Below are 17,782 nucleotides of genomic sequence, written 5' to 3'. Positions count from 1 at the left end.
AATCTAACTAATTTTGCCTCCTTTTTCCATCGTCGTCCGAAACCTGGGAGCCCGCACCACGCCACGCCACGCCACGCCCCTGCCAGACGGCTCGCGGGACACCGACGCCGATGCGCTGCCGCTCAGCCTCCCTGCTCGAGACCCGCGACGCCGAAGGCCACCACGGACGCGAGCACAGCCGCCCCCGTCGTGACGACGTACGCCGCCACCCGGCGTGCGCGGCGGTTGCGCTCCTCGTACAGCGCGGCGGCCTCGTCCACGGACAGAGTGTCCTTGTTCTCCATCGTCACCTCACCCCCTCTGCGGATGTCGATGAGACGCCGTTACCCATCCCGTACTGCGCCAACCGTGAGGCGCCGACAATGAGGCGCCGACCGTGCCGCGCCCTCGTGCGTGGCCGGCCTGGGTCGTGGGTACCCAGCCGTCATGAGCACTCCCACCGCCCCTTCCCGCCCGCTCGGCGTCGTGACCGGCGCATCGAGCGGCATCGGGCGCGCCCTGGTCGACGAGTTCGTCGGCGCGGGCTTCGACCTCATCGCGGTCTCCGACGAGGACATGACCGACGACATCGCCCGGTCGGGCCTGGGCGAGCACGTGCGGCCGCTCACCGCCGACCTGGCGACACCCTCCGGCAACGACGACGTGGTGGCTGCCATGGTCGCCGACCGCCGACCGGTGTCAGCCGCCGTGCTGAACGCGGGGGTCGGTGTCCACGGCCGCTTCGACCGCGCCGACCTTGCCGACCACCTGCGCGTGGTCGGCGTCAACGTCGTCTCACCGGTCCGGCTCGCGCACCACCTGCTCTCGGGCATGGTCGCCCGGGGCGAAGGGCGCTTGATGGTGACGTCGTCGATCGCCGCGGACGGGCCCGGGCCCTTCCAGTCGACGTACGCCGCGTCGAAAGCCTTCCTCACGTCCTTCGCCCAGGCTCTGAGGTACGAGATGCGAGGAGCCGGCGTCACGGTCACGTCGCTCGAGCCGGGCCCCACCGACACGCGCTTCTTCGCCCGCGCCAGGATGGAGGAGACCTGGCTGGCACGCGGGCCGAAGGCGGACCCGGCGACGGTGGCACGGGAAGGCTTCGCCGCGATGATGGCCGGCAAGCGGCGAGTCGTGAGCGGGTCGAAGATCCTCAAGGTGCAGAGCATCGTCACCAGACGCCTGCCGGGGGCGGTCTCGGCCCGTTTCCAGGCGCCCCTGGCCAAGCCTCGCGGAGATCGCTGAGGTGGCCACGCCACCAGATCCCCCCACCGGGCGCCCGACGGCGTATCATCGTCACCGAAGCAGCTGTCCGGAGATTCATGAGGACATCGACATTCGTCGTCCCTCACCCGTCGCACGCACTCGCTCGACGGTCTCCGCCGCCCACGGGCGGATACGGCACCGCGGCAGCACGACCGCCTTCTGGCGGCTTCGTGCGTGACCGCGGTCGCCGGTGCCAGGGGTCGCGCACGGCGGCCCCGTTCCAGAGGAGGATCGTTGGCTCGACCGACCCAGCGTCGACCGGACCCGCGCCGCAAGGGCGGGGCTCGGCGGTCGACCCGTGACCGCAAGGTCGACGCCGACAACGTCGGCATCCTCCCTCTGCTCGCCCAGGCGGTACGCGAGGTCGAACGGGCGGTCCAGCGCGGGACGGCGACGTCCTCGACGCGCACCGCGTTCCAGGTGATCGCCCTGCTCGTCCGCGAGGAGCGGGCAAGGATCAAGCAGGAGGACATCCCCGAGGCGCGCCGGGCCGAGCAGCTGAAGCGCCTCGACGGCATCGCGACGATCCTGGCCACGACCGCGGCTCGAGACCCTTCCCTCTTCACCCTGCTCGCCGACGACGCCGTACCCTCCCCCGCTGCCAGGTCGCTGCGGCGCGAGATGCTCACGGCCGCCGGCATCGAGGTCGAGGAGGAGCCGGTCGCGGCTCCTGAGGAGGCAGGACCGGCGCCCGACCGCCAGGTCGTGCCGCAGTCGGTGGTCGCGCGCCAGCTGGCCAACCCCTTCCTCACTCCCGACCTCTCCGCTGCCAAGCCCCGTCGCACCGGCGCGGGACGCCTCGCGAACTGGGAGCTCATCGAGCCGCTGCTGCGGTCCTTCGAGCAGGGCGGACCGGCCTCCAGCATGGAGCTGCCGACGCCCACCACCCTGCGTACCCGCGACGGCCGCGACCTGATGCCGCACCAGGCGCAGCTGGTCGCCTCGGCCGCCGACGGCCACCGCACCTTCCTGCTCGCCGACGAACCCGGGCTCGGCAAGACGGCGCAGGCGCTGCTCGCGGCCCAGTCGGCCGACGCCTATCCCCTGCTCGTGGTCGCTCCCAACGTCGTCAAGATCAACTGGGCGCGGGAGGCGCAGCTGTGGACCCCGCGGCGCACCGCCACCGTCATCCACGGTGACGGCACCACGATCGACGGGTTCGCCGACATCGTCGTCGTCAACTACGAGGTCCTCGACCGCCACATCGGCTGGCTCGGTGAGCACGGCTTCCGCGGCATGGTGGTCGACGAGGCCCATTTCATCAAGAACCGCAAGTCCCAACGCTCCCAGCACGCGCTCGAGCTCTCCGAGCGGATCCGCTCCCGGACCGCCCGGCCGCTGCTCATGGCGCTCACGGGCACGCCGTTGATCAACGACATCGAGGACTTCCGGGCGATCTGGCAGTTCTTGGGCTGGATCGACGACCGCAAGCCCGAGGCCGAGCTCATGGCGGCGCTGGAGGAGACCGGACTGGAGCCGGGCGAGCCCGGCTTCTACGCCGCCGCCCGCAGGTGCGTCGTCGACCTGGGTATCGTCCGCCGCCGCAAGATCGACGTGGCCGCCGACATCCCGGCGCGTCGCATCGCCGACATCCCGGTCGAGCTCGACGGCGAGACGGGACGTTCTATCCGTGAGGCCGAGCGCGTGCTCGCCCGCCGGATGGTCGCCCGGTACGACAACGCGCTGGAGCACCGCGCGGCCGGCAAGGTCGTCGACGGGATCGACCGCGAGCTCGTCCGTCTCGTCGCCAAGTGGGAGCGCGAGGAAGACACGAACGAGACCGGCAACGTGTTCGGGATGATGCGCCGGATCGGTCTGGCCAAGGCGGGTCTCGCCGCCGACTACACCGCCCAGCTCGCTCGCAGCGTCGGCAAGGTCGTGTTCTTCGCCAAGCACCTCGACGTCATGGACGTCGCGGAGGAGACGCTCGCCAAGCGCGGACTCCGCTACGCCACCATCCGCGGCGACCAGACGTCGACGCAGCGCCAGCGCGACATCGACGCGTTCGTGAACGACCCCGACGTCGCGGTGATCGTGTGCTCGCTGACCGCCGCCGGCGTCGGCGTCAACCTTCAGGTCGCGTCCAACGTGGTGCTCGCCGAGCTCTCGTGGACCGACGCCGAGCAGACGCAGGCGATCGACCGCGTGCACCGCATCGGTCAGGCCGAGCCGGTCACCGCGTGGCGGATCATCGGCGCACAGACGATCGACGCGAAGGTCGCCGAGCTGATCGACTCGAAGGCCGCGCTGGCCGCGACGGCGCTGGACGGCGAGGCCCTCGACGAGAAGGCGTCGGCCGACGTCCAGCTCGAGGCTCTCGTCGGGCTGCTCACCGACGCGCTGGAGGAGCGGGGCGACTGACGGCCGTACGAGCGTGACGTCGTAACGCTGGGTGACACGTTGCTTGTCGCCCGGCGCTACGACGATCTAGACTCCGTCTACCGCAACGAACGACTCGCTCCGCGCGCGGGGCGACGCCTCTGGCACGGACGACCTCCGCGGCCGGGCACCACCGAAGACCCAGGCCCCTCGCCACCGCGCAGGGCCCCTGCGGCTCGGGCTCTGCGTCCCAGACCGCCCTCCCTCTCGAACGCCGGCGCCCCGGCGAGCGACGCAGTCGGACGTGCTTCACAAGCCACCGACACAGGAGCGAGTCCCATGAAGCGTTCGAGACCCTTCTTCCCTGCCGGCCGAGGCGGCCGATTCGTCGCCGCCGTCGCCGCGCTGACCCTGCTCGGCGGCCTCGGCACCGCCGCTCCGGCAGCAGCCGACGACGAGGTGGTGTCCCGAGGGATCACCATCCCCGCCTTCTACAACCCGCCGAGCTCCCTGCCGTCGGCCGACGGAGCGCTGATCCGTACCGCGCCGCTGAAGCTCGGGCTGAGCCTGCCCGGCCTCAACGGCCCGCTCCCGGGGACGGCGACCCGCCTGATGTACAAGTCGACCGACTCCAACGGGCAGCCCGTCGCGGTCACCGGCGCCTACATCGAGCCGTCAGCGCGGTGGACGGGCACCGGGCCTCGTCCGCTCGTCGTCCTGGCGCCCGGCACGCTCGGGCAGGGCGACCAGTGCGCGGCCTCTCTCGCGCTGGAGAACCCGGTGGCGCTCAACCTCACCGAGGGCACCGTGTCGGTCGGCTACGAGAACCTGGCGACGTACCGCCTGCTCGCCAAGGGCGTCGCGGTCGCGGTCACCGACTACGTCGGGCTCGGCGCCACCGACCGGCTGCACACCTACGTGAACCGCGTCGACGAGGGGCACGCCGTGCTCGACGCTGTGCGCGCCGCTCGTGGACTCGACTCGGCGTCGGTGACCGACGCCTCGCCCGTGGGTCTGTACGGCTACAGCCAGGGGGGCGGAGCCACGGCCGCCGCGGCGGAGCTGCAGCCCTCGTACGCCCCGGACGTCACCCTCTCCGGCGTGTACTCCGGCGCGCCGCCGGCCGACCTGGTGAAGGTGCTCCCCGGCATCGACGGGAGTGCCCTCGCGGCAGCCGCCGGATGGACCGTCAACGGTCTCGCCCAGAGCGAGCCGGCGCTGCGGCCGATCATCGACGCCTATATCAACGACAAGGGCCGCGCCGCACTGGAGGACGTGTCGACCCGGTGCGTCGGGGACGCGATCTTCGCCCACGGCTTCACCAAGACCAGGAGCTGGACCAAGCAGGGCATCTCGCTCGGCGACGTCGTCGCGCGTGAGCCGGCGGTCCAGGCGGCCATCGACAAGCAGCGCATCGGCCGGCTGCGCCCGACCGCCCCGGTCCGCGTCGCCACCGGCGTCGCCGACGACACGGTGCCTCACCGTCAGGCTCGACAGCTCGCCGTCGACTGGTGCGCCAAGGGCGCCAATGTCACCTACGAGCCTGTCTACCTCCCGAACCTCGGCAACAAGCTGGTGCTCCCCAACCACTTCTTGCCGATGCTCGAGGATCAGGGCCAGGCCATCTCGTGGGTGACCGACCGCCTCGCGGGCAAGCCGGCGCGGTCCAACTGCCGGTTCCTGCCGATCATGCCCTGATCCCCTCCCGTCCCCTCCCGTCCCCGTCCCCGATGTGTGCACTTCATCCTGGTTCTCGGTGCCGGATTCCTTGATCAGCTGCACACATCGGGGACGGGGCGGAGGTCCAACCGGACCCGATCGGTCCCCGCCGCCAGCGGGTACGAGAGGTGCTGGTGGACCAGCAGCCACCGCCCGTCCCTCCGGCGGAAGACACGGGTCGCACGCGACCAGGTGGTGGCCTCATCGTCGTCACCATCCTGTGTGACCGCGACCCGGTCCAGGGACCACACCGCTGCGAGGTCACCGCGGACGACGATCTGGGGATCGACCACGTCGAAGTCGATCCGACCGGCTGTCGCCTCCAACCCGCGACGACAGCTCTCACGGACGTCCTCCAGCTCGCGCAGCAGGAGAGGCTCCTCGAGCTCGTACGACGTCACGTCCTGGGCGATGCCAGCCATCATGGCGTCGAGATCCTTGGCGGCGGTGTCCTCGTGCCAGCGACTCAGCACGGCAGCGACCTCGCCCTCCCCCTCCGCGTCGCGACGTCCGCTGTCCTCGGTGAACGAGTGGTGCTCGTGGGCGATGAGCCATCGTCCGTCGACCCTTCGCAGCCCGAGCGTGAGGCGGAGCCGCTGGTCTGGGTGCTCGTCGTGGGATCCTCGCGCGCGGCAGAGCACGAGACCGTGCGCGAAGGCGACGTCGTCTCCCGCGGTGACCTCGAGCGACTCCAGCACGAACTGGCCGTCGCCTCGCTGCCAGGCGAGGAAGTCGCTCCACGACGCCTCGTACGCCTTCATGCCCCGGACGCCCTCGTACGGCGGCGGGACGTCGAACATGACGATGTCGTCGGTGTGGTCGGCCAGCACCGCCTCGAGATCGGTCCCGCGGTCGACCGCGTCGATCCAGCGGGTGATCACGGAGCGGATGTCGGATTCGTGTTCCATCGGTTGCCTCCGGTCTGCAAGTCTGGGTTCGTGGAAGGAACCCCGGCGCAGACCGGAACTCATCGCGCCGAGCCCGACACCGACCTCACGAGCGCGCGTGCCGGCGACGCCGACGCGTTCGCCAGGCTGGTCGCGCCGTACGACCGCGAGCTGCTTCTCCACTGCTACCGGATGCTCGGATCGACCGCGGACGCGGCGGACGCCCGGCAGGAGACGCTGCTGCGCGCCTGGCAGGGTCTCGACCGGTTCGACGGCCGGCACCTGCGGGCCTGGCTCTATCGCATCGCGAGCAACCGGTGTCTGACCATGATCGACCGGCGCGGTCGACGTGAGCTTCCGATGACGCTCGCCACCGGTGACGCCGAGGTGTCCTGGCTCGAGCCGCTGCCGGGGGGCTGGCTCGGATCGACGCCCGAGGAGCAAGCGATCGATCGGGAGACCGTACGGCTGGCATTCGTCGCTGCGCTGCAGACCCTCCCTGCGGCACAGCGCGCCGTGCTTCTGCTGCGTGACGTCCTCGCCTTCAGGGCGGCCGAGGTCGCCGGCATCCTCGACCTCAGCGTGCCGGCGGTCACCAGCCTTCTGCAACGCGCCCGCGCAGCGGTCGCCGACGGGTTGCCGGCGCCGAGCTCCACGAGCGACGACGCCGGTCTCGACGCGTTGGCTGAGCGCTACACCCGCGCCTGGGAGGCCGGCGACGTCGACCAGATTGTCGCCCTGCTCGCCGAGGACGTGCGCTACGCCATGCCGCCTGAGCCGCGCTGGTACCTCGGCTCAGCCTCGGTCGCCGCCTTCCTGCGAGACGGTCCCCTCCAGGCGAGGTGGCGGTTCCTGAGGACCGAGGCCAACGGTCAGCTCGCCTTCGCGACGTACATGTTCGACGCCCAGCACGGAGACTTCCGACCCGCAGGGCTGGACGTCCTCAGCGTGGCGGACGGCTCCGTACGGGAGGTCGTCAGCTTTCTCGATGCGGACTTCGCCGCGTTCGGCCTGCCGACGACGCTCCCCGCGTGAGCCCGCACGCAACCGTCCCGCCCGCGATTTGTGCACCTCATCAAGGTTTCGGATGGAACTACCTTGACCAACTGCACGAATCGGGGACGGGACGGGAGCTGGAGCGGACCGGCGGGCTACTTCTTGAAGGCGTCCTTGACGTTCTCGCCGGCCTGCTTCAGGTCGCTCTTGCTCTGGTCGGTCTTGCCCTCGGCCTCCTGGGACTCATCGCCCCGCGCCTTGCCGGCGGCCTCCTTGGCCTTGCCCTTGGCGTCCTCACCGGTGTTCTTCAGCTTGTCGTCGAGACCCATCGAGGTCATCCCCTTCGGTTGATCCTGCTCGGTCCTCCCATGGTGCCCCGTGGGAGGCGGTCTCACACATCGCGCGAGGTCCCCTCCGCGTACGCGGCCAGGTTCGCCAAGGACGAGGCCAGCCCGGCGCGGTGGTCGGCGGCGGAGATGCCCGACGGCACGTCGTCGGCACGAACCTCGACGCGCGTCCCGTTCCCCGCCCGCGCGACCGTCCAGGTCATCGTCATCGTCCCGGCGTACGCGGGATCGTCCGACGGGAACTCCACGGCCTCGACGACTCGCGCACCCGGCACGAGCTCGACGAAGCGGGCCTCGACGACGTCAGAGTCGGCGGTCGCCTTGCCGGTGACGGTGGTGACGTCGTCGTAGGTCAGCACCATCCGGTAGGACCCGCCCGGCCGGAGGTCGTACCGGTCGATTCGGGCGGTCATGCCGTCGGGCGGGAGCCACGCGACGCGCGCCTCCGGATCGGTCAACGCGTCGTAGACCCGCTGCGGCGGTGCCGCGACACTGCGAGAGGCCGAGTCGGTGCGTCCCATGGTCTCAGCCGGCCGTGTGCTCGACCTCGACCGTGACCCGGTCGGGATAGAACGCCACGTGCCCGCGGATGCTCGGGACGGCGTCGTACGGCTCGGGGTACGTCCACCCGGCATCCTCCACGATGCCTTCGGGAGTGGTGATCGAGACATAGCTCGCCGTTCCCTTGAACGGGCAGTAGGTGGACGTGTCGGTCGGAGACACCACCGACGCGTCGAGGTCGGACCGAGGGACGTAGACAGCCGGCGGGTAGGTCGACTCCCGCAGCGTCAGAGCGGCGGTCGTGTCGGCGACGACGGTGTCACCGACCAGGACCCGGACCCGTGAGGGTGTCGGTTCCACGGAGATCGGATGAAGAGCATCGGGAAGACGGCGTCTGCGGCTCATCTCAGCGCCAACCGCCAGTACGACCGGCGTATTCCGGTCGAGCCCCGGTCAGACCATCGGAGGGAGGGCGCGCGTCTGCACCAGCATCTCCGCGACCCTGCGCAACCGGAGGTTGTGGTGCTGCGAGTAGCGCTTGAGGACCTCGAACGCCCGCGGCTCGTCGAGACCGAACCGCTCCATCAGGATCCCCTGTGCCTGACCGATCAGCTTGCGGGAGTCGAGCGCGAGCTGCAGGTGAGCCTCGCGGTCGGCCCGGACGAGGGCTACCGCTGCGTGCCGGGCGAAGAGGTGCGCCAGCGCGCTGTCGTCCTCGTCGAAGAACCGAGGAACGCAGGAGTAGAGCGAGACCACACCGATCCGGCGTCCCTGGATCGGGAGCCCGACGGCGAGCAGACTCTTGAAACCGCGCTCGGACAGGCCGGAGGTCCAGTCGCGCCACCGCGTCTCTTGACCCAGGTCGCCGACACGGAGGGTCTGGTCCCAGTCGGAGCTGAGCCACGGGCCTTCCTGGCACTTCTCCTGGATCTCGTCGACCTCCACGACCAGGTCGCTGGTGGCGGCCACCGTCTCGAGGCGGCTGTTGCCGCGCAACAGCGTCACACCCGCCGCATCCATCTCGAGTGTCTCGCAGAGGTACGCGATGACCTGCTCGGCCGTCTCCTCGAGGGAATCAGCGGCATGCAGCTCCTCAACGATCTCGACCAGCTCTTGATGGTCGAGGCGCGCATCTTCCATACCGCAGCCGCTCCTGAACAGACTTGTCCCCGGGATCTGCCTGGCAGTCTAAGCAGCACATATTTTCTATCACCTTCGCCGTGGCGCGTCGTCATCGGCACGCGGCTCCGGAGGCTGGCGCTGGGTCAGGCAGGGTCGGCCGCGTGCATGTGGCCGTAGGCGTACTCGCCTCGTCGCAGCAGCATCGCGACCAGCATGAAGAGGGGCATCAGCACGTGCCCCAGCATCATCAGACCCATCTCGGCGAGCACACCGGCCCACAGCAGCGGGAACAGCACCCAGAACCCGGCGTACATCGCGAGGGTCATCTCCACGACGAGCTGGAGGCGGGCGCGATGGAACCGCATCCACGCCACCATCGTGATGCTCATCGCCGTCGCCATCGCCGTCGCGTCGACGTCGGGGCGCGAGGCCCACGCGGAGACGGCGGTCGACCCGGCCAGGACGCTCCACAGGGGGTAGAGGGCCGCCATGCCGACAAGCATGGCCACGATCATCTCCAGGTAGTGACGGGTGAACGTCCAGGCCGGACGCCGCCACCACGAGAGCGGGCGCTCGGCTTCGGCGGTGACGGACGCGCCACCGTGATGCTGGGACGTCATGAGGATCCCCCCTCAACTCGTACGCGTATGTACGAGATCAAGGTAACACCAACTCGGACACATGTGTACGAATTGTTTCTGGGATGGCACGCACCGACCGCCGTACGTCCGTACGGCGACTACTCGACGTCGGCGGGAAGCTCGCGCGTCCTGATGAGCTCGTCAGCGATCTCGCGCAGCGGGACGTCGTGGCTCGTCGACGCACGGCGCAGGACGTTGAACGCCTGGTCGGCCGAGAGGCCGAAGCGTTCCATCAGCATTCCCTGCGCCTGCCCGATGGCGACTCGGGTCGCCAGCGCCGACCGGAAGCTCTGCTCCTTGCGGGTCGACGAGATCACGACCGCGATCTGGGTGGCGGCGAGATAGCCCAGCTCCCTCGCCTCGTCGTCGAAGGCGTCGACCTCTTTGCCGTAGAGGTTGAGCGCTCCGATCGTCTCGTCGCTGGTGAAGAGGCGATAGCTGACGATGCTGCGGACACCGAGGTCGTGCACGACGCTGCCGGCCCACAGCGGCCACCGGGGGTCGTGTGCCAGGTCGGCCGCGTAGACCGTCGGGGTCTCGACCACGGCATCGAGCGACGGACCCTCGCCGAGCTCGGCCTGGAGCTGGTCGGCCCGCAGAGCCAACGAGTCGCTCTCGGCGAGACTCTCGAAGGACTCTCGGCCGGCGAAGGTGATGCTTGCGGCCGCACAGCCGCCGATGTAGGTCGCGACGAACTCGACCGACTGCTGAGCGACGGAGTCGACGGTCTCGGCCGCGTCGATGTCGCGCGCCGCCATAGCCAGGTCGCCGAGAGCGCCCGAGGGGGTGTTGGAGAGCACGACTCAGATTACTCCGTGCTGTCATCGCCCCGGTAGACCGTGGTCTGGCGACATCGGAATCTGTGTCCGGACCGTTGTGGAGCAGAGACGCCAGGACGCACGCACGTGTGACCGGACCCATACCCGCCGGCCGCCTCATCCCGCGGGAGCCGCCATCACCGCAGGCCAGCGCGTTGCGACGGTGCCCGCGTCCTACTTCGCCATGAACAGCGGCTTTACCGCGCGATGAAATGACTGCTATACAGGCGGCCGAACGCGCGTGCCGCAATCGGAGTCGGCCGTGCAGAAGGGAGCTTCGCATGACCGACGTCGACACAGCTCTGAACGAGGAGACGCCCTACGCGCGCGTTGGCGGTGGAAGTGCTGTCCGCGTGGTGGTCGATCGTTTCTACGAGCTCGTCATCGCCGACCCGCAGCTGGCTCCCTACTTCGCCAACACCGACCTCCCCACGCTGAAGCAGCACCAAGTGCACCTGATCTCCCACCTTCTCGGTGGACCGGTCGAGTACACCGGCCGTGAGCTGCGGGACGCACACGTCGGCCTCAACATCACCCACGAGGCGTACGCGCTCGTGACGAAGCATCTGGTCGCGGCCCTCACCGAGGCAGGTGTCCCCGACGACATCATCGCGACGCTCGGCGGCACGCTCGTCGCGGTCGAGCCGGACATCGTCAGTCAGGAGAGCTGACCGGCGTGGATCCAGCAGCACTCAAGGAGAGCTGGGCGTACGTCGCCAAGCACGGCGACGACGTCCCGCTCTTCTTCTACTCGCACCTCTTCCTGTCCCACCCCGACGTCCGGTCGATGTTCCCCGTCTCGATGTCCGCGCAGCGGGACAAGCTCGTGACGGCGCTCGGCACCGTCGTCAGCAACGTCGACAGCCTCGAGAACGTCGTGCCCGTGCTCGGACAGCTCGGGAGCGACCACCGTCGCTTCCGGGTCTCCCCTGACCAGTACAACGCCGTCGGCGGCTCCCTCCTCGCGACCCTCAAGCACTTCCTCGGCGAGCAGTGGACGGACGAGCTGGCGGCGGACTGGGCCGCGGCGTACGGCGTGATCGCCAAGACGATGGTCCAAGGAGCCGAGGAGTCGGCCAAGACCACGCCTTCGTGGTGGGACGCGGAGGTCGTCGACGTGGAGCGACGCACGCTCGACGTCGCGGTCGTCCGGCTCCGGCTCGACCAGCGTCTCCCGTACCGGCCTGGTCAGTCGATCGCCGTCGAGGTTCCCCAGCGTCCTCGTCTGTGGCGTTACTACAGCCCGGCGAACGCGCCGCGCGACGACAGCTCCATCGATCTGCACGTGCAGATCGTCGACGGCGGGCAGGTCAGCAGCGCCATCGTCAAGGACCTGCAGCGTGGTGACACCGTCCGGATGAGTGCTGCCGTCGGTGTCGCTCTGACGCTGGAGGATCCGACGCGAGACCTCCTCCTGGTCGCCGGAGGCACAGGCCTCGCCCCGATGAAGGCGGTCATCGAAGAGGTCGACGCCTACTGGCGCCAGACGGGACGTGGCCCGAAGGTCCACCTGTTCCACGGTGCGCGCATGCCGTGGAACCTCTACGACGACGAGGCGATGCGCGAGATGACGAAGCGTCCGTGGTTCTCCTACGACGCAGCCGTCTCCGACGACACGACCTACCGGGGCCAGCGTGGCACCGTGGGCCACGTCGCGGCGGCGCGCGGCGGCTGGCGAGGCTACCGGGCGTTCGTCTGCGGGTCACGCGGGATGGTCGAGAACACCGTCCCTCAGCTCGTCTCCGCGGGGATCCCGCCCAGCGACATCCGTTACGAGGACTTCGGCGAAGGCGGCTACCGACCGCGCGACACGGCAAAGGACGGGTAACAGCCATGACGACCCCCACGGATACCAGCAGAATCTCGTCAGAGATCCGTCAAGCCACCTTCACGGTCCGTCGGCGCGGGCTCGACGAGCAAGAGGTCGGTGACTACCTGAGCCAGCTCGCCATGGCCGTCCAGCGCCTCGAGGAGGACAACGCGAGGCTGCGCGCCGACCTCCGCACCAAGGAGGAGGAGAAGCACAGCGAACCGATCAGCGCCCAGGCCGTCATCATGTTCGCCGAGGCCCAGAAGGTCGCCGACAGCCTCATCGACGAGGCGGTCACGCACGCGCGCGACCTCATGATGTCGGCACGGGCGCAGCAGCGCGACATCGTCCGAGACGCGCACGACGCCGCGACCGAGGCCGTCCGCAAGGTCGAGCCGCTGGCACAGACGACCGAGGGCACCCGTTACGACCACCCGATCCCCGAGATCGAGTACGTCCGCACGTTCGCGAAGGTCGCGCAGATCCAGCTCCGGTCCGTGCTCGACGCGCTGACCGAGCAGGTCGACGCGCTGGGCGAGATGCCGAAGCTCGAGACGACGCAGAAGCGTCTCGAGCCACCGGTCGGACCGTGACTATCCGGGCTCGCCGGAGCCGAGGGCGTCGGCGAGCCCGCGCATGCCGGCAAGCAGTCCACCGTCGACCCGCAGGTCGGTGCCGGTGATCCAGCTCGCACGGTCGGAGAGGAGGAAGGCCACCGCGTCCGCGACGTCCTGCGGCACGCCCACCCGCTGCAGCGGGTACCAGCCGGTGGCCTCGTCGAGCGCGTGGGGATCGGCCGCCAGCTGCCTCCGGCGTGCGGCGTTGATGACCGTCCCGGGTGACACCGAGTTGACGCGGACACCGTGCGGCCCGTACTGGACGGCGAGGGTACGGGTGAGGTTGAGCACCCCGGCCTTGGCTGCGCTGTAGATGTCGGTGCCGAAATAGGCGTGCCCGTTCACCGAGGCGATGTTGACGACCGAGCCACGACCGGCCTCGCGCATCGCCGGGAGCAGTGCCTGGCAGAGTCGGAACGTCCCTCCGAGGACGACGTCGAGGTCCTGTGACCAGGTCGCCTCGTCGATGGTCTCGAAAGGCTCGCCGCTGCAGGTAGCCGCTCCGTTGACGAGGCGGTCAGGAGGCCCGAGGCGCCGGACCAGGTCGGAGGTGACCTGGCGGACCTCGTCGGCGGACCGCAGGTCCAGACCGACGGCCTCCGCGCCGTCGAGGTCGTCAGCCACCGCCTGGACCGTGTCGAGGTCACGGTCGGCCAGCACGACGTGCGCGCCTTCGGCCGCCAGGGTCCGGGCGATGGCCTGTCCGATGTCGCTTGCCGCACCTGTCACGATCGCATGTGTCATGACGGCACCCTGTCGGGTCGTGGTCAGAACGGCAACCGTCGCGGACGTGGAGACGTTCGTGGAGCGGTGATCAGGAGCGGGCGAGGGTGTCGAGGTCGCGCGCTGCATAGCGGTGGTGCTCGGCCTCTTCGCCGAGCACCACTCCGAGGCAGCGCCGTACGACGTACTCGCCGTCGGGGTACGGGTCCGCGGGCTTGCGCCGGCAGACCCGGTCCAGCTCGGCCTCGGTCAGCCCGTCGACGAGGCGCCGCACCGAAGCCATGCGCTCGGACCGCGCAGCGAGCACCTGGTCGAGCGACGGCGTGGCGTCGAGCGTCAGCCCCAGCGCGGATGCGACATCGGCCGGCATCCCGCTGGAAGGAAGCCCCAGCGGATGGTACGGCGCCTCCTGCTCGAGCACGGCGTTGCCGAGCCAGGCATCCGTGGCGAACAGCAGGTGGCGCTGAGTCTCGACGAACGACCACTCACCATCGACGCGCTCGTGCAACGCCGACTGCGGCATCAGCCTGGCGCGATCGACCGTCACAGCCCACATCGCCTCGATGGCGTCCCAGGCGGCCTGGTAGTCGGCCGGAGTGACGGCGCCCCGGGCGAGGACCCGCTCGGGCTGCCGCTCGTCAAGCTCGCCCTGGACGTACGCGGCGACGTCGACGTCGTTGACGACGATGCGTGTGAACTGACCGCCGACATAGACGTCCTCCCCGTAGCAGTCGACGATCTTCAGCCCATCGACCGCGCAGTCGCGGACCTCCAGACCGGAGAGGTCGGACTCGGAGATCCGGGCGCCACGGAACTGGTCGCTCTTCTCGTACTCAGCAGCCACCGAGCAAGTCTTGCGCAACGGTCTTCCGTTCCACAAGGCGCGATGCGGGCTACGACTGGAGGGGCTCCCCCGTCTCGAGCAGCGTCTTGAGCCCGGACAGGACGGTCATCCAACCGACCCCGGCCACACTCCTCGCGGTGCCCGGCGACTGCTCCAGCTGGTCGTGGACCACCGTCAGCAGGCACACTCCGGAGTCTCGTGGCTCGATCTCCCACGTGACGCGACTGAGCGGCTCCGACGCGAGCTCCGGGTCGTACGCCGACGTCCAGCCGTGGACGAGACGTCGTGGCGGATCGAACACCATCACCTCGGTGTCACCCCACGACGAACCGTCGGAGCCGTAGGCCTCGTAGCCCTCCGGCGTCACGGAGATGCGGGCGCCGTAGAAGTACTGCGCGGTGAACTGGGGCGAGACGAGCGCCTCCCAGAGCTTCTCGGGGGTCGTCTTGACGAGGATCTGATAGACCTGCACGGTCGTCGCCTGCGCGTCCTGCGTGTTGCCGATGGTGCTCATGTGCCCTCCTGCGAACGGTTGTCTTCGAGCCTGGCCTTGAGGTCTGAGAGAGCGGCGACCCGTTGCTCGGTGAACTTGTCGATCCAGCGGTCGTGGACCAACCGGATCGGCACCGGGTTGAGGAAGTGAAGGGTGGAGCGTCCCTCCTTGCGCGTGACGACCAGGCCGGCCTCCACGAGCACCTTGAGATGCTTCATCACACCGAACCGGGTCATCTCGAACTCTTCCTCCAGCTCCGTCAGCGTGCGCCCGTCCCGCGCGAAGAGCAGGTCCAGCAGGCGCCGACGCGTGCCGTCGGCCAGGGCCCGGAACACCACCTCGTCGATGTCGTCGTCTCTCACGCTTCCGACGTTATGTGACCAAATGGTCACATGTCAAGCCTGGGCCGGCGAGCCGCCTCGCTCGGTACGGCGTGGACCCGCATGAGATCTTCGAGAGGGGATGGTTCGGCAAGCGAAGGAAGAGACATGCAGCAGGTGAAGGCAGTGATCGCACGCGCCAAGGGCGAGCCGGTCGAGGTGACGACGATCAACGTCCCCGATCCCGGACCCGGCGAGGCGGTGGTCGCCGTCCAGGCCTGCGGCGTCTGCCACACCGACCTCCACTACCGGGAGGGCGGGATCAACGACGAGTTCCCCTTCCTGCTGGGCCACGAGGCGGCCGGCGTCGTCGAGGCGGTCGGACCTGACGTGACGAGCGTGGCCCCCGGAGACTTCGTGGTCCTCAACTGGCGGGCCGTCTGCGGCGAGTGCCGTGCGTGCAAGCGCGGCGACCTCCAGTACTGCTTCGACACGCACAACGCCACCCAGAAGATGACGCTTGCCGAGGGCCCCGACGCGGGCACGGAGCTGACCCCCGCGCTCGGCATCGGCGCGTTCGCGGAGAAGACCCTCGTCGCCGCCGGCCAGTGCACCAAGGTCGACCCGTCGGCTCGTCCTGCCGCCGTGGGCCTCCTGGGATGTGGGGTGATGGCCGGCATCGGTGCCGCCATCAACACCGGAGGTGCCACGCGGGGCCGCTCGGTGGCCGTCATCGGGTGCGGAGGTGTCGGCGTCGCCGCGATCGCCGGTGCGGCGCTCGCCGGCGCATCGCCCGTCATCGCCGTCGACATCGACGCCAAGAAGCTGGAGGCTGCCCGCAGGCTCGGCGCGACCCACACCGTGGACTCCTCGACGACCGATCCGGTCGAGGCGATCCGCGAGATCGTCGGCGAGGTGTACGAGGGTGCCGAGGGAGCCGACCTCGTGATCGAGGCCGTCGGTCGTCCCGAGACGTGGAAGCAGGCGTTCTACGCTCGCGACCTCGCCGGCACCGTCGTCCTGGTGGGCGTGCCCACGCCCGACATGACGCTTCCTGACATCCCGCTGGTGGAGATGTTCAGTCGCGGCGGCGCGCTGAAGTCGAGCTGGTACGGCGACTGCCTGCCGTCGCGCGACTTCCCGATGCTGGTCGACCTCTATCGGCAGGGCCGGCTCGACCTCGACGCGTTCGTCACCGAGGAGATCGGGATCGGCGACGTCGAGGCCGCCTTCGCCCGCATGCACGACGGCGACGTGCTCCGCTCGGTGGTGATCCTCTGATGGCCCGCGTGGACCACGCCGTCTCGTCCGGCACCTTCAGCCTGGACGGGGAGACCTTCGAGGTCGACAACAACATCTGGGTGGTCGGGGACGATCGGGAGTGCGTGGTGATCGACGCCCCACACTCCGTGGAGGACATCCTCGCCGTCGTCGGTGACCGGACGGTGACCGCGATCGTGTGCACCCACGCTCACGACGACCACGTCCGGGTGGCCCCCGCCCTCCGCGAGCGGGTGGGCGCCCCGATCATGCTGCACCCGGCCGACCGGCCGCTCTGGGAGCTCACCCATCCCGACACCACGTGGGACGTCGATCTCGCCGACGGCGACACGATCACGGTCGGCGGGACCGAGCTGCGCGTCCTGCACACGCCGGGACACGCACCCGGCGCCGTCTGCCTCTACGCCGAGGACATCGGCTGCGTCTTCACCGGCGACACGCTCTTCCAGGGCGGCCCCGGCGCGACCGGACGGTCGTACTCCGACGCCGACGTCATCCGCGAGTCGATCCGGTCCACGTTGTTCACCCTCCCGGAGGACACCGTCGTGCACACCGGCCACGGTGACGACACGACGATCGCCGCCGAGAAGGCAGGGATGACCGACTAGGTCGCGTCGCGCACCCGCTCGGCGAAGCGGACCGTGCGCTCGCGGAGACCGGCGACCCGGCGAGCGACGAACGCGTCCGGGTCGCCGGCTCCCTCGGCGCGGGTCGGCCGACGCCTCGCGTGCCCGGAGCAGGAGAGGTCGGCATGCACGAGCGTGCCGACGGTGTTGCCGTTGCGACCCGACGACCCCGACCGCTTGGCGACGTAGAGCACGACGTCCTCGGTCGCCTTGACGTCCTCGCACCACGTGCAGATGGCAGGCCGATGCCCGGTCGTCTGGGCCGTCCGGAGCAACAGGCCGACGAGACCCTCGGCGGTGGGGACGACGGCGTAGGCGCGCCGTGGCGCCTTGGGATCGACCCAGCCGAGGAAGTCGCGGGAGTCCCAGTCCACCTGGTCGAGGGACGGAGGCACAGGCGCCTGGGTCGCCTCTCGACGCGAGGCGTTCACGAACGATGAGCGGATCTCGGACTCGGTGACGGGATGCATGAC

22 protein-coding genes are annotated in these 17,782 nt (G+C 69.8%); 9 read left to right on the top strand and 13 right to left on the bottom strand.

Going from position 1 to position 17,782, the window contains the following annotated elements; translation table 11 throughout:
* Positions 1-122 precede the first annotated feature (122 nt).
* Positions 123-290 carry a hypothetical protein gene (locus KV100_RS00685; RefSeq protein ID WP_220340996.1) on the bottom strand — a complete coding sequence of 56 codons (168 nt, stop codon included), beginning with the start codon at positions 288-290 and terminating at the stop codon, positions 123-125.
* Between the two features lie 136 nt (positions 291-426).
* Between KV100_RS00685 and KV100_RS00680 the strand changes: the two genes are divergently transcribed.
* From KV100_RS00680 to KV100_RS00670, 3 genes are all read left to right on the top strand, one after another.
* The gene (locus KV100_RS00680; protein ID WP_220340995.1) at positions 427-1,224 is read left to right on the top strand and encodes an SDR family oxidoreductase; all 798 of its coding nucleotides are present in this window, start codon (positions 427-429) and stop codon (positions 1,222-1,224) included.
* Positions 1,225-1,479: 255 nt separating this feature from the next.
* Positions 1,480-3,606: a DEAD/DEAH box helicase gene (locus KV100_RS00675; RefSeq protein WP_220340994.1), complete on the top strand. Its 2,127-nt coding sequence runs from the start codon at positions 1,480-1,482 to the stop codon at positions 3,604-3,606.
* Between the two features lie 297 nt (positions 3,607-3,903).
* Positions 3,904-5,262 carry a lipase family protein gene (locus KV100_RS00670; RefSeq protein WP_220340993.1) on the top strand — a complete coding sequence of 453 codons (1,359 nt, stop codon included), beginning with the start codon at positions 3,904-3,906 and terminating at the stop codon, positions 5,260-5,262.
* Between the two features lie 74 nt (positions 5,263-5,336).
* Here the strand turns inward: KV100_RS00670 and KV100_RS00665 are convergent, their stop codons facing one another.
* Positions 5,337-6,191, bottom strand: a complete 855-nt coding sequence (locus KV100_RS00665) for an SgcJ/EcaC family oxidoreductase (protein ID WP_220340992.1) — start codon at positions 6,189-6,191, stop codon at positions 5,337-5,339.
* A gap of 30 nt (positions 6,192-6,221) precedes the next feature.
* Here KV100_RS00665 and KV100_RS00660 point away from each other — a divergent pair, with 30 nt between their 5' ends.
* Entirely contained in the window at positions 6,222-7,205 is a 984-nt protein-coding gene (locus tag KV100_RS00660) for an RNA polymerase subunit sigma-70 (RefSeq protein WP_220340991.1), read from the top strand.
* A 116-nt stretch (positions 7,206-7,321) separates the two neighbouring features.
* Here KV100_RS00660 and KV100_RS00655 read toward each other — a convergent pair whose 3' ends face one another.
* From KV100_RS00655 to KV100_RS00630, 6 genes are all read right to left on the bottom strand, one after another.
* Positions 7,322-7,504, bottom strand: a complete 183-nt coding sequence (locus KV100_RS00655; protein ID WP_308289369.1) for a CsbD family protein — start codon at positions 7,502-7,504, stop codon at positions 7,322-7,324.
* A 53-nt stretch (positions 7,505-7,557) separates the two neighbouring features.
* The gene (locus KV100_RS00650; protein ID WP_220340990.1) at positions 7,558-8,034 is read right to left on the bottom strand and encodes an SRPBCC family protein; all 477 of its coding nucleotides are present in this window, start codon (positions 8,032-8,034) and stop codon (positions 7,558-7,560) included.
* A 4-nt stretch (positions 8,035-8,038) separates the two neighbouring features.
* The gene (locus KV100_RS00645; protein ID WP_308291315.1) at positions 8,039-8,374 is read right to left on the bottom strand and encodes a DUF427 domain-containing protein; all 336 of its coding nucleotides are present in this window, start codon (positions 8,372-8,374) and stop codon (positions 8,039-8,041) included.
* Between the two features lie 93 nt (positions 8,375-8,467).
* The gene (locus KV100_RS00640; RefSeq protein WP_220340988.1) at positions 8,468-9,154 is read right to left on the bottom strand and encodes a GAF and ANTAR domain-containing protein; all 687 of its coding nucleotides are present in this window, start codon (positions 9,152-9,154) and stop codon (positions 8,468-8,470) included.
* Between the two features lie 125 nt (positions 9,155-9,279).
* The gene (locus KV100_RS00635) at positions 9,280-9,756 is read right to left on the bottom strand and encodes a hypothetical protein (protein WP_220340987.1); all 477 of its coding nucleotides are present in this window, start codon (positions 9,754-9,756) and stop codon (positions 9,280-9,282) included.
* A gap of 119 nt (positions 9,757-9,875) precedes the next feature.
* On the bottom strand, positions 9,876-10,577 hold the full coding sequence (locus KV100_RS00630) for a GAF and ANTAR domain-containing protein (RefSeq protein ID WP_220340986.1): 702 nt from the start codon (positions 10,575-10,577) through the stop codon (positions 9,876-9,878).
* Between the two features lie 299 nt (positions 10,578-10,876).
* Here KV100_RS00630 and KV100_RS00625 point away from each other — a divergent pair, with 299 nt between their 5' ends.
* From KV100_RS00625 to KV100_RS00615, 3 genes are read left to right on the top strand one after another with little or no spacing between them, the layout of a single operon-like run.
* Positions 10,877-11,266: a group 1 truncated hemoglobin gene (locus KV100_RS00625; RefSeq protein ID WP_220340985.1), complete on the top strand. Its 390-nt coding sequence runs from the start codon at positions 10,877-10,879 to the stop codon at positions 11,264-11,266.
* A 5-nt stretch (positions 11,267-11,271) separates the two neighbouring features.
* Positions 11,272-12,423, top strand: a complete 1,152-nt coding sequence (locus KV100_RS00620) for a globin domain-containing protein (protein ID WP_220340984.1) — start codon at positions 11,272-11,274, stop codon at positions 12,421-12,423.
* Between the two features lie 5 nt (positions 12,424-12,428).
* Positions 12,429-12,998, top strand: coding sequence for a DivIVA domain-containing protein (locus KV100_RS00615; RefSeq protein WP_220340983.1), 570 nt, complete (start codon positions 12,429-12,431; stop codon positions 12,996-12,998).
* Here the strand turns inward: KV100_RS00615 and KV100_RS00610 are convergent, their stop codons facing one another.
* The 4 genes from KV100_RS00610 to KV100_RS00595 all read right to left on the bottom strand — a co-directional run bounded on the left by KV100_RS00610 (position 12,999) and on the right by KV100_RS00595 (position 15,444).
* On the bottom strand, positions 12,999-13,766 hold the full coding sequence (locus KV100_RS00610) for an SDR family NAD(P)-dependent oxidoreductase (RefSeq protein ID WP_220340982.1): 768 nt from the start codon (positions 13,764-13,766) through the stop codon (positions 12,999-13,001).
* A 70-nt stretch (positions 13,767-13,836) separates the two neighbouring features.
* Complete coding sequence (locus KV100_RS00605; protein ID WP_220340981.1) at positions 13,837-14,589, bottom strand: DinB family protein; 753 nt, start codon at positions 14,587-14,589, stop codon at positions 13,837-13,839.
* Between the two features lie 49 nt (positions 14,590-14,638).
* On the bottom strand, positions 14,639-15,103 hold the full coding sequence (locus KV100_RS00600; protein WP_220340980.1) for an SRPBCC domain-containing protein: 465 nt from the start codon (positions 15,101-15,103) through the stop codon (positions 14,639-14,641).
* Positions 15,100-15,444: a helix-turn-helix transcriptional regulator gene (locus tag KV100_RS00595; protein WP_220340979.1), complete on the bottom strand. Its 345-nt coding sequence runs from the start codon at positions 15,442-15,444 to the stop codon at positions 15,100-15,102. The genes KV100_RS00600 and KV100_RS00595 overlap by 4 nt, the downstream gene beginning before the upstream one ends.
* A 126-nt stretch (positions 15,445-15,570) precedes the next feature.
* Here KV100_RS00595 and KV100_RS00590 point away from each other — a divergent pair, with 126 nt between their 5' ends.
* Positions 15,571-16,683 carry an S-(hydroxymethyl)mycothiol dehydrogenase gene (locus tag KV100_RS00590; protein ID WP_220340978.1) on the top strand — a complete coding sequence of 371 codons (1,113 nt, stop codon included), beginning with the start codon at positions 15,571-15,573 and terminating at the stop codon, positions 16,681-16,683.
* A complete protein-coding gene (locus KV100_RS00585) occupies positions 16,683-17,291 on the top strand; it encodes an MBL fold metallo-hydrolase (protein ID WP_220340977.1) in 609 nt (202 codons plus the stop codon). Before KV100_RS00590 ends, KV100_RS00585 begins: the two co-directional genes overlap by 1 nt.
* Here the strand turns inward: KV100_RS00585 and KV100_RS00580 are convergent.
* Positions 17,288-17,779, bottom strand: coding sequence for an FBP domain-containing protein (locus tag KV100_RS00580; protein ID WP_220340976.1), 492 nt, complete (start codon positions 17,777-17,779; stop codon positions 17,288-17,290). The genes KV100_RS00585 and KV100_RS00580 overlap by 4 nt on opposite strands.
* Between the last annotated feature and the right edge of the window lie 3 nt (positions 17,780-17,782).

Source organism: Mumia sp. zg.B21 (assembly GCF_019550855.1).
GTDB lineage: Bacteria > Actinomycetota > Actinomycetes > Propionibacteriales > Nocardioidaceae > Mumia.
Note: the sequence above shows the minus strand (reverse complement) of the source record. Positions and strands in the feature narration are given on the sequence as shown.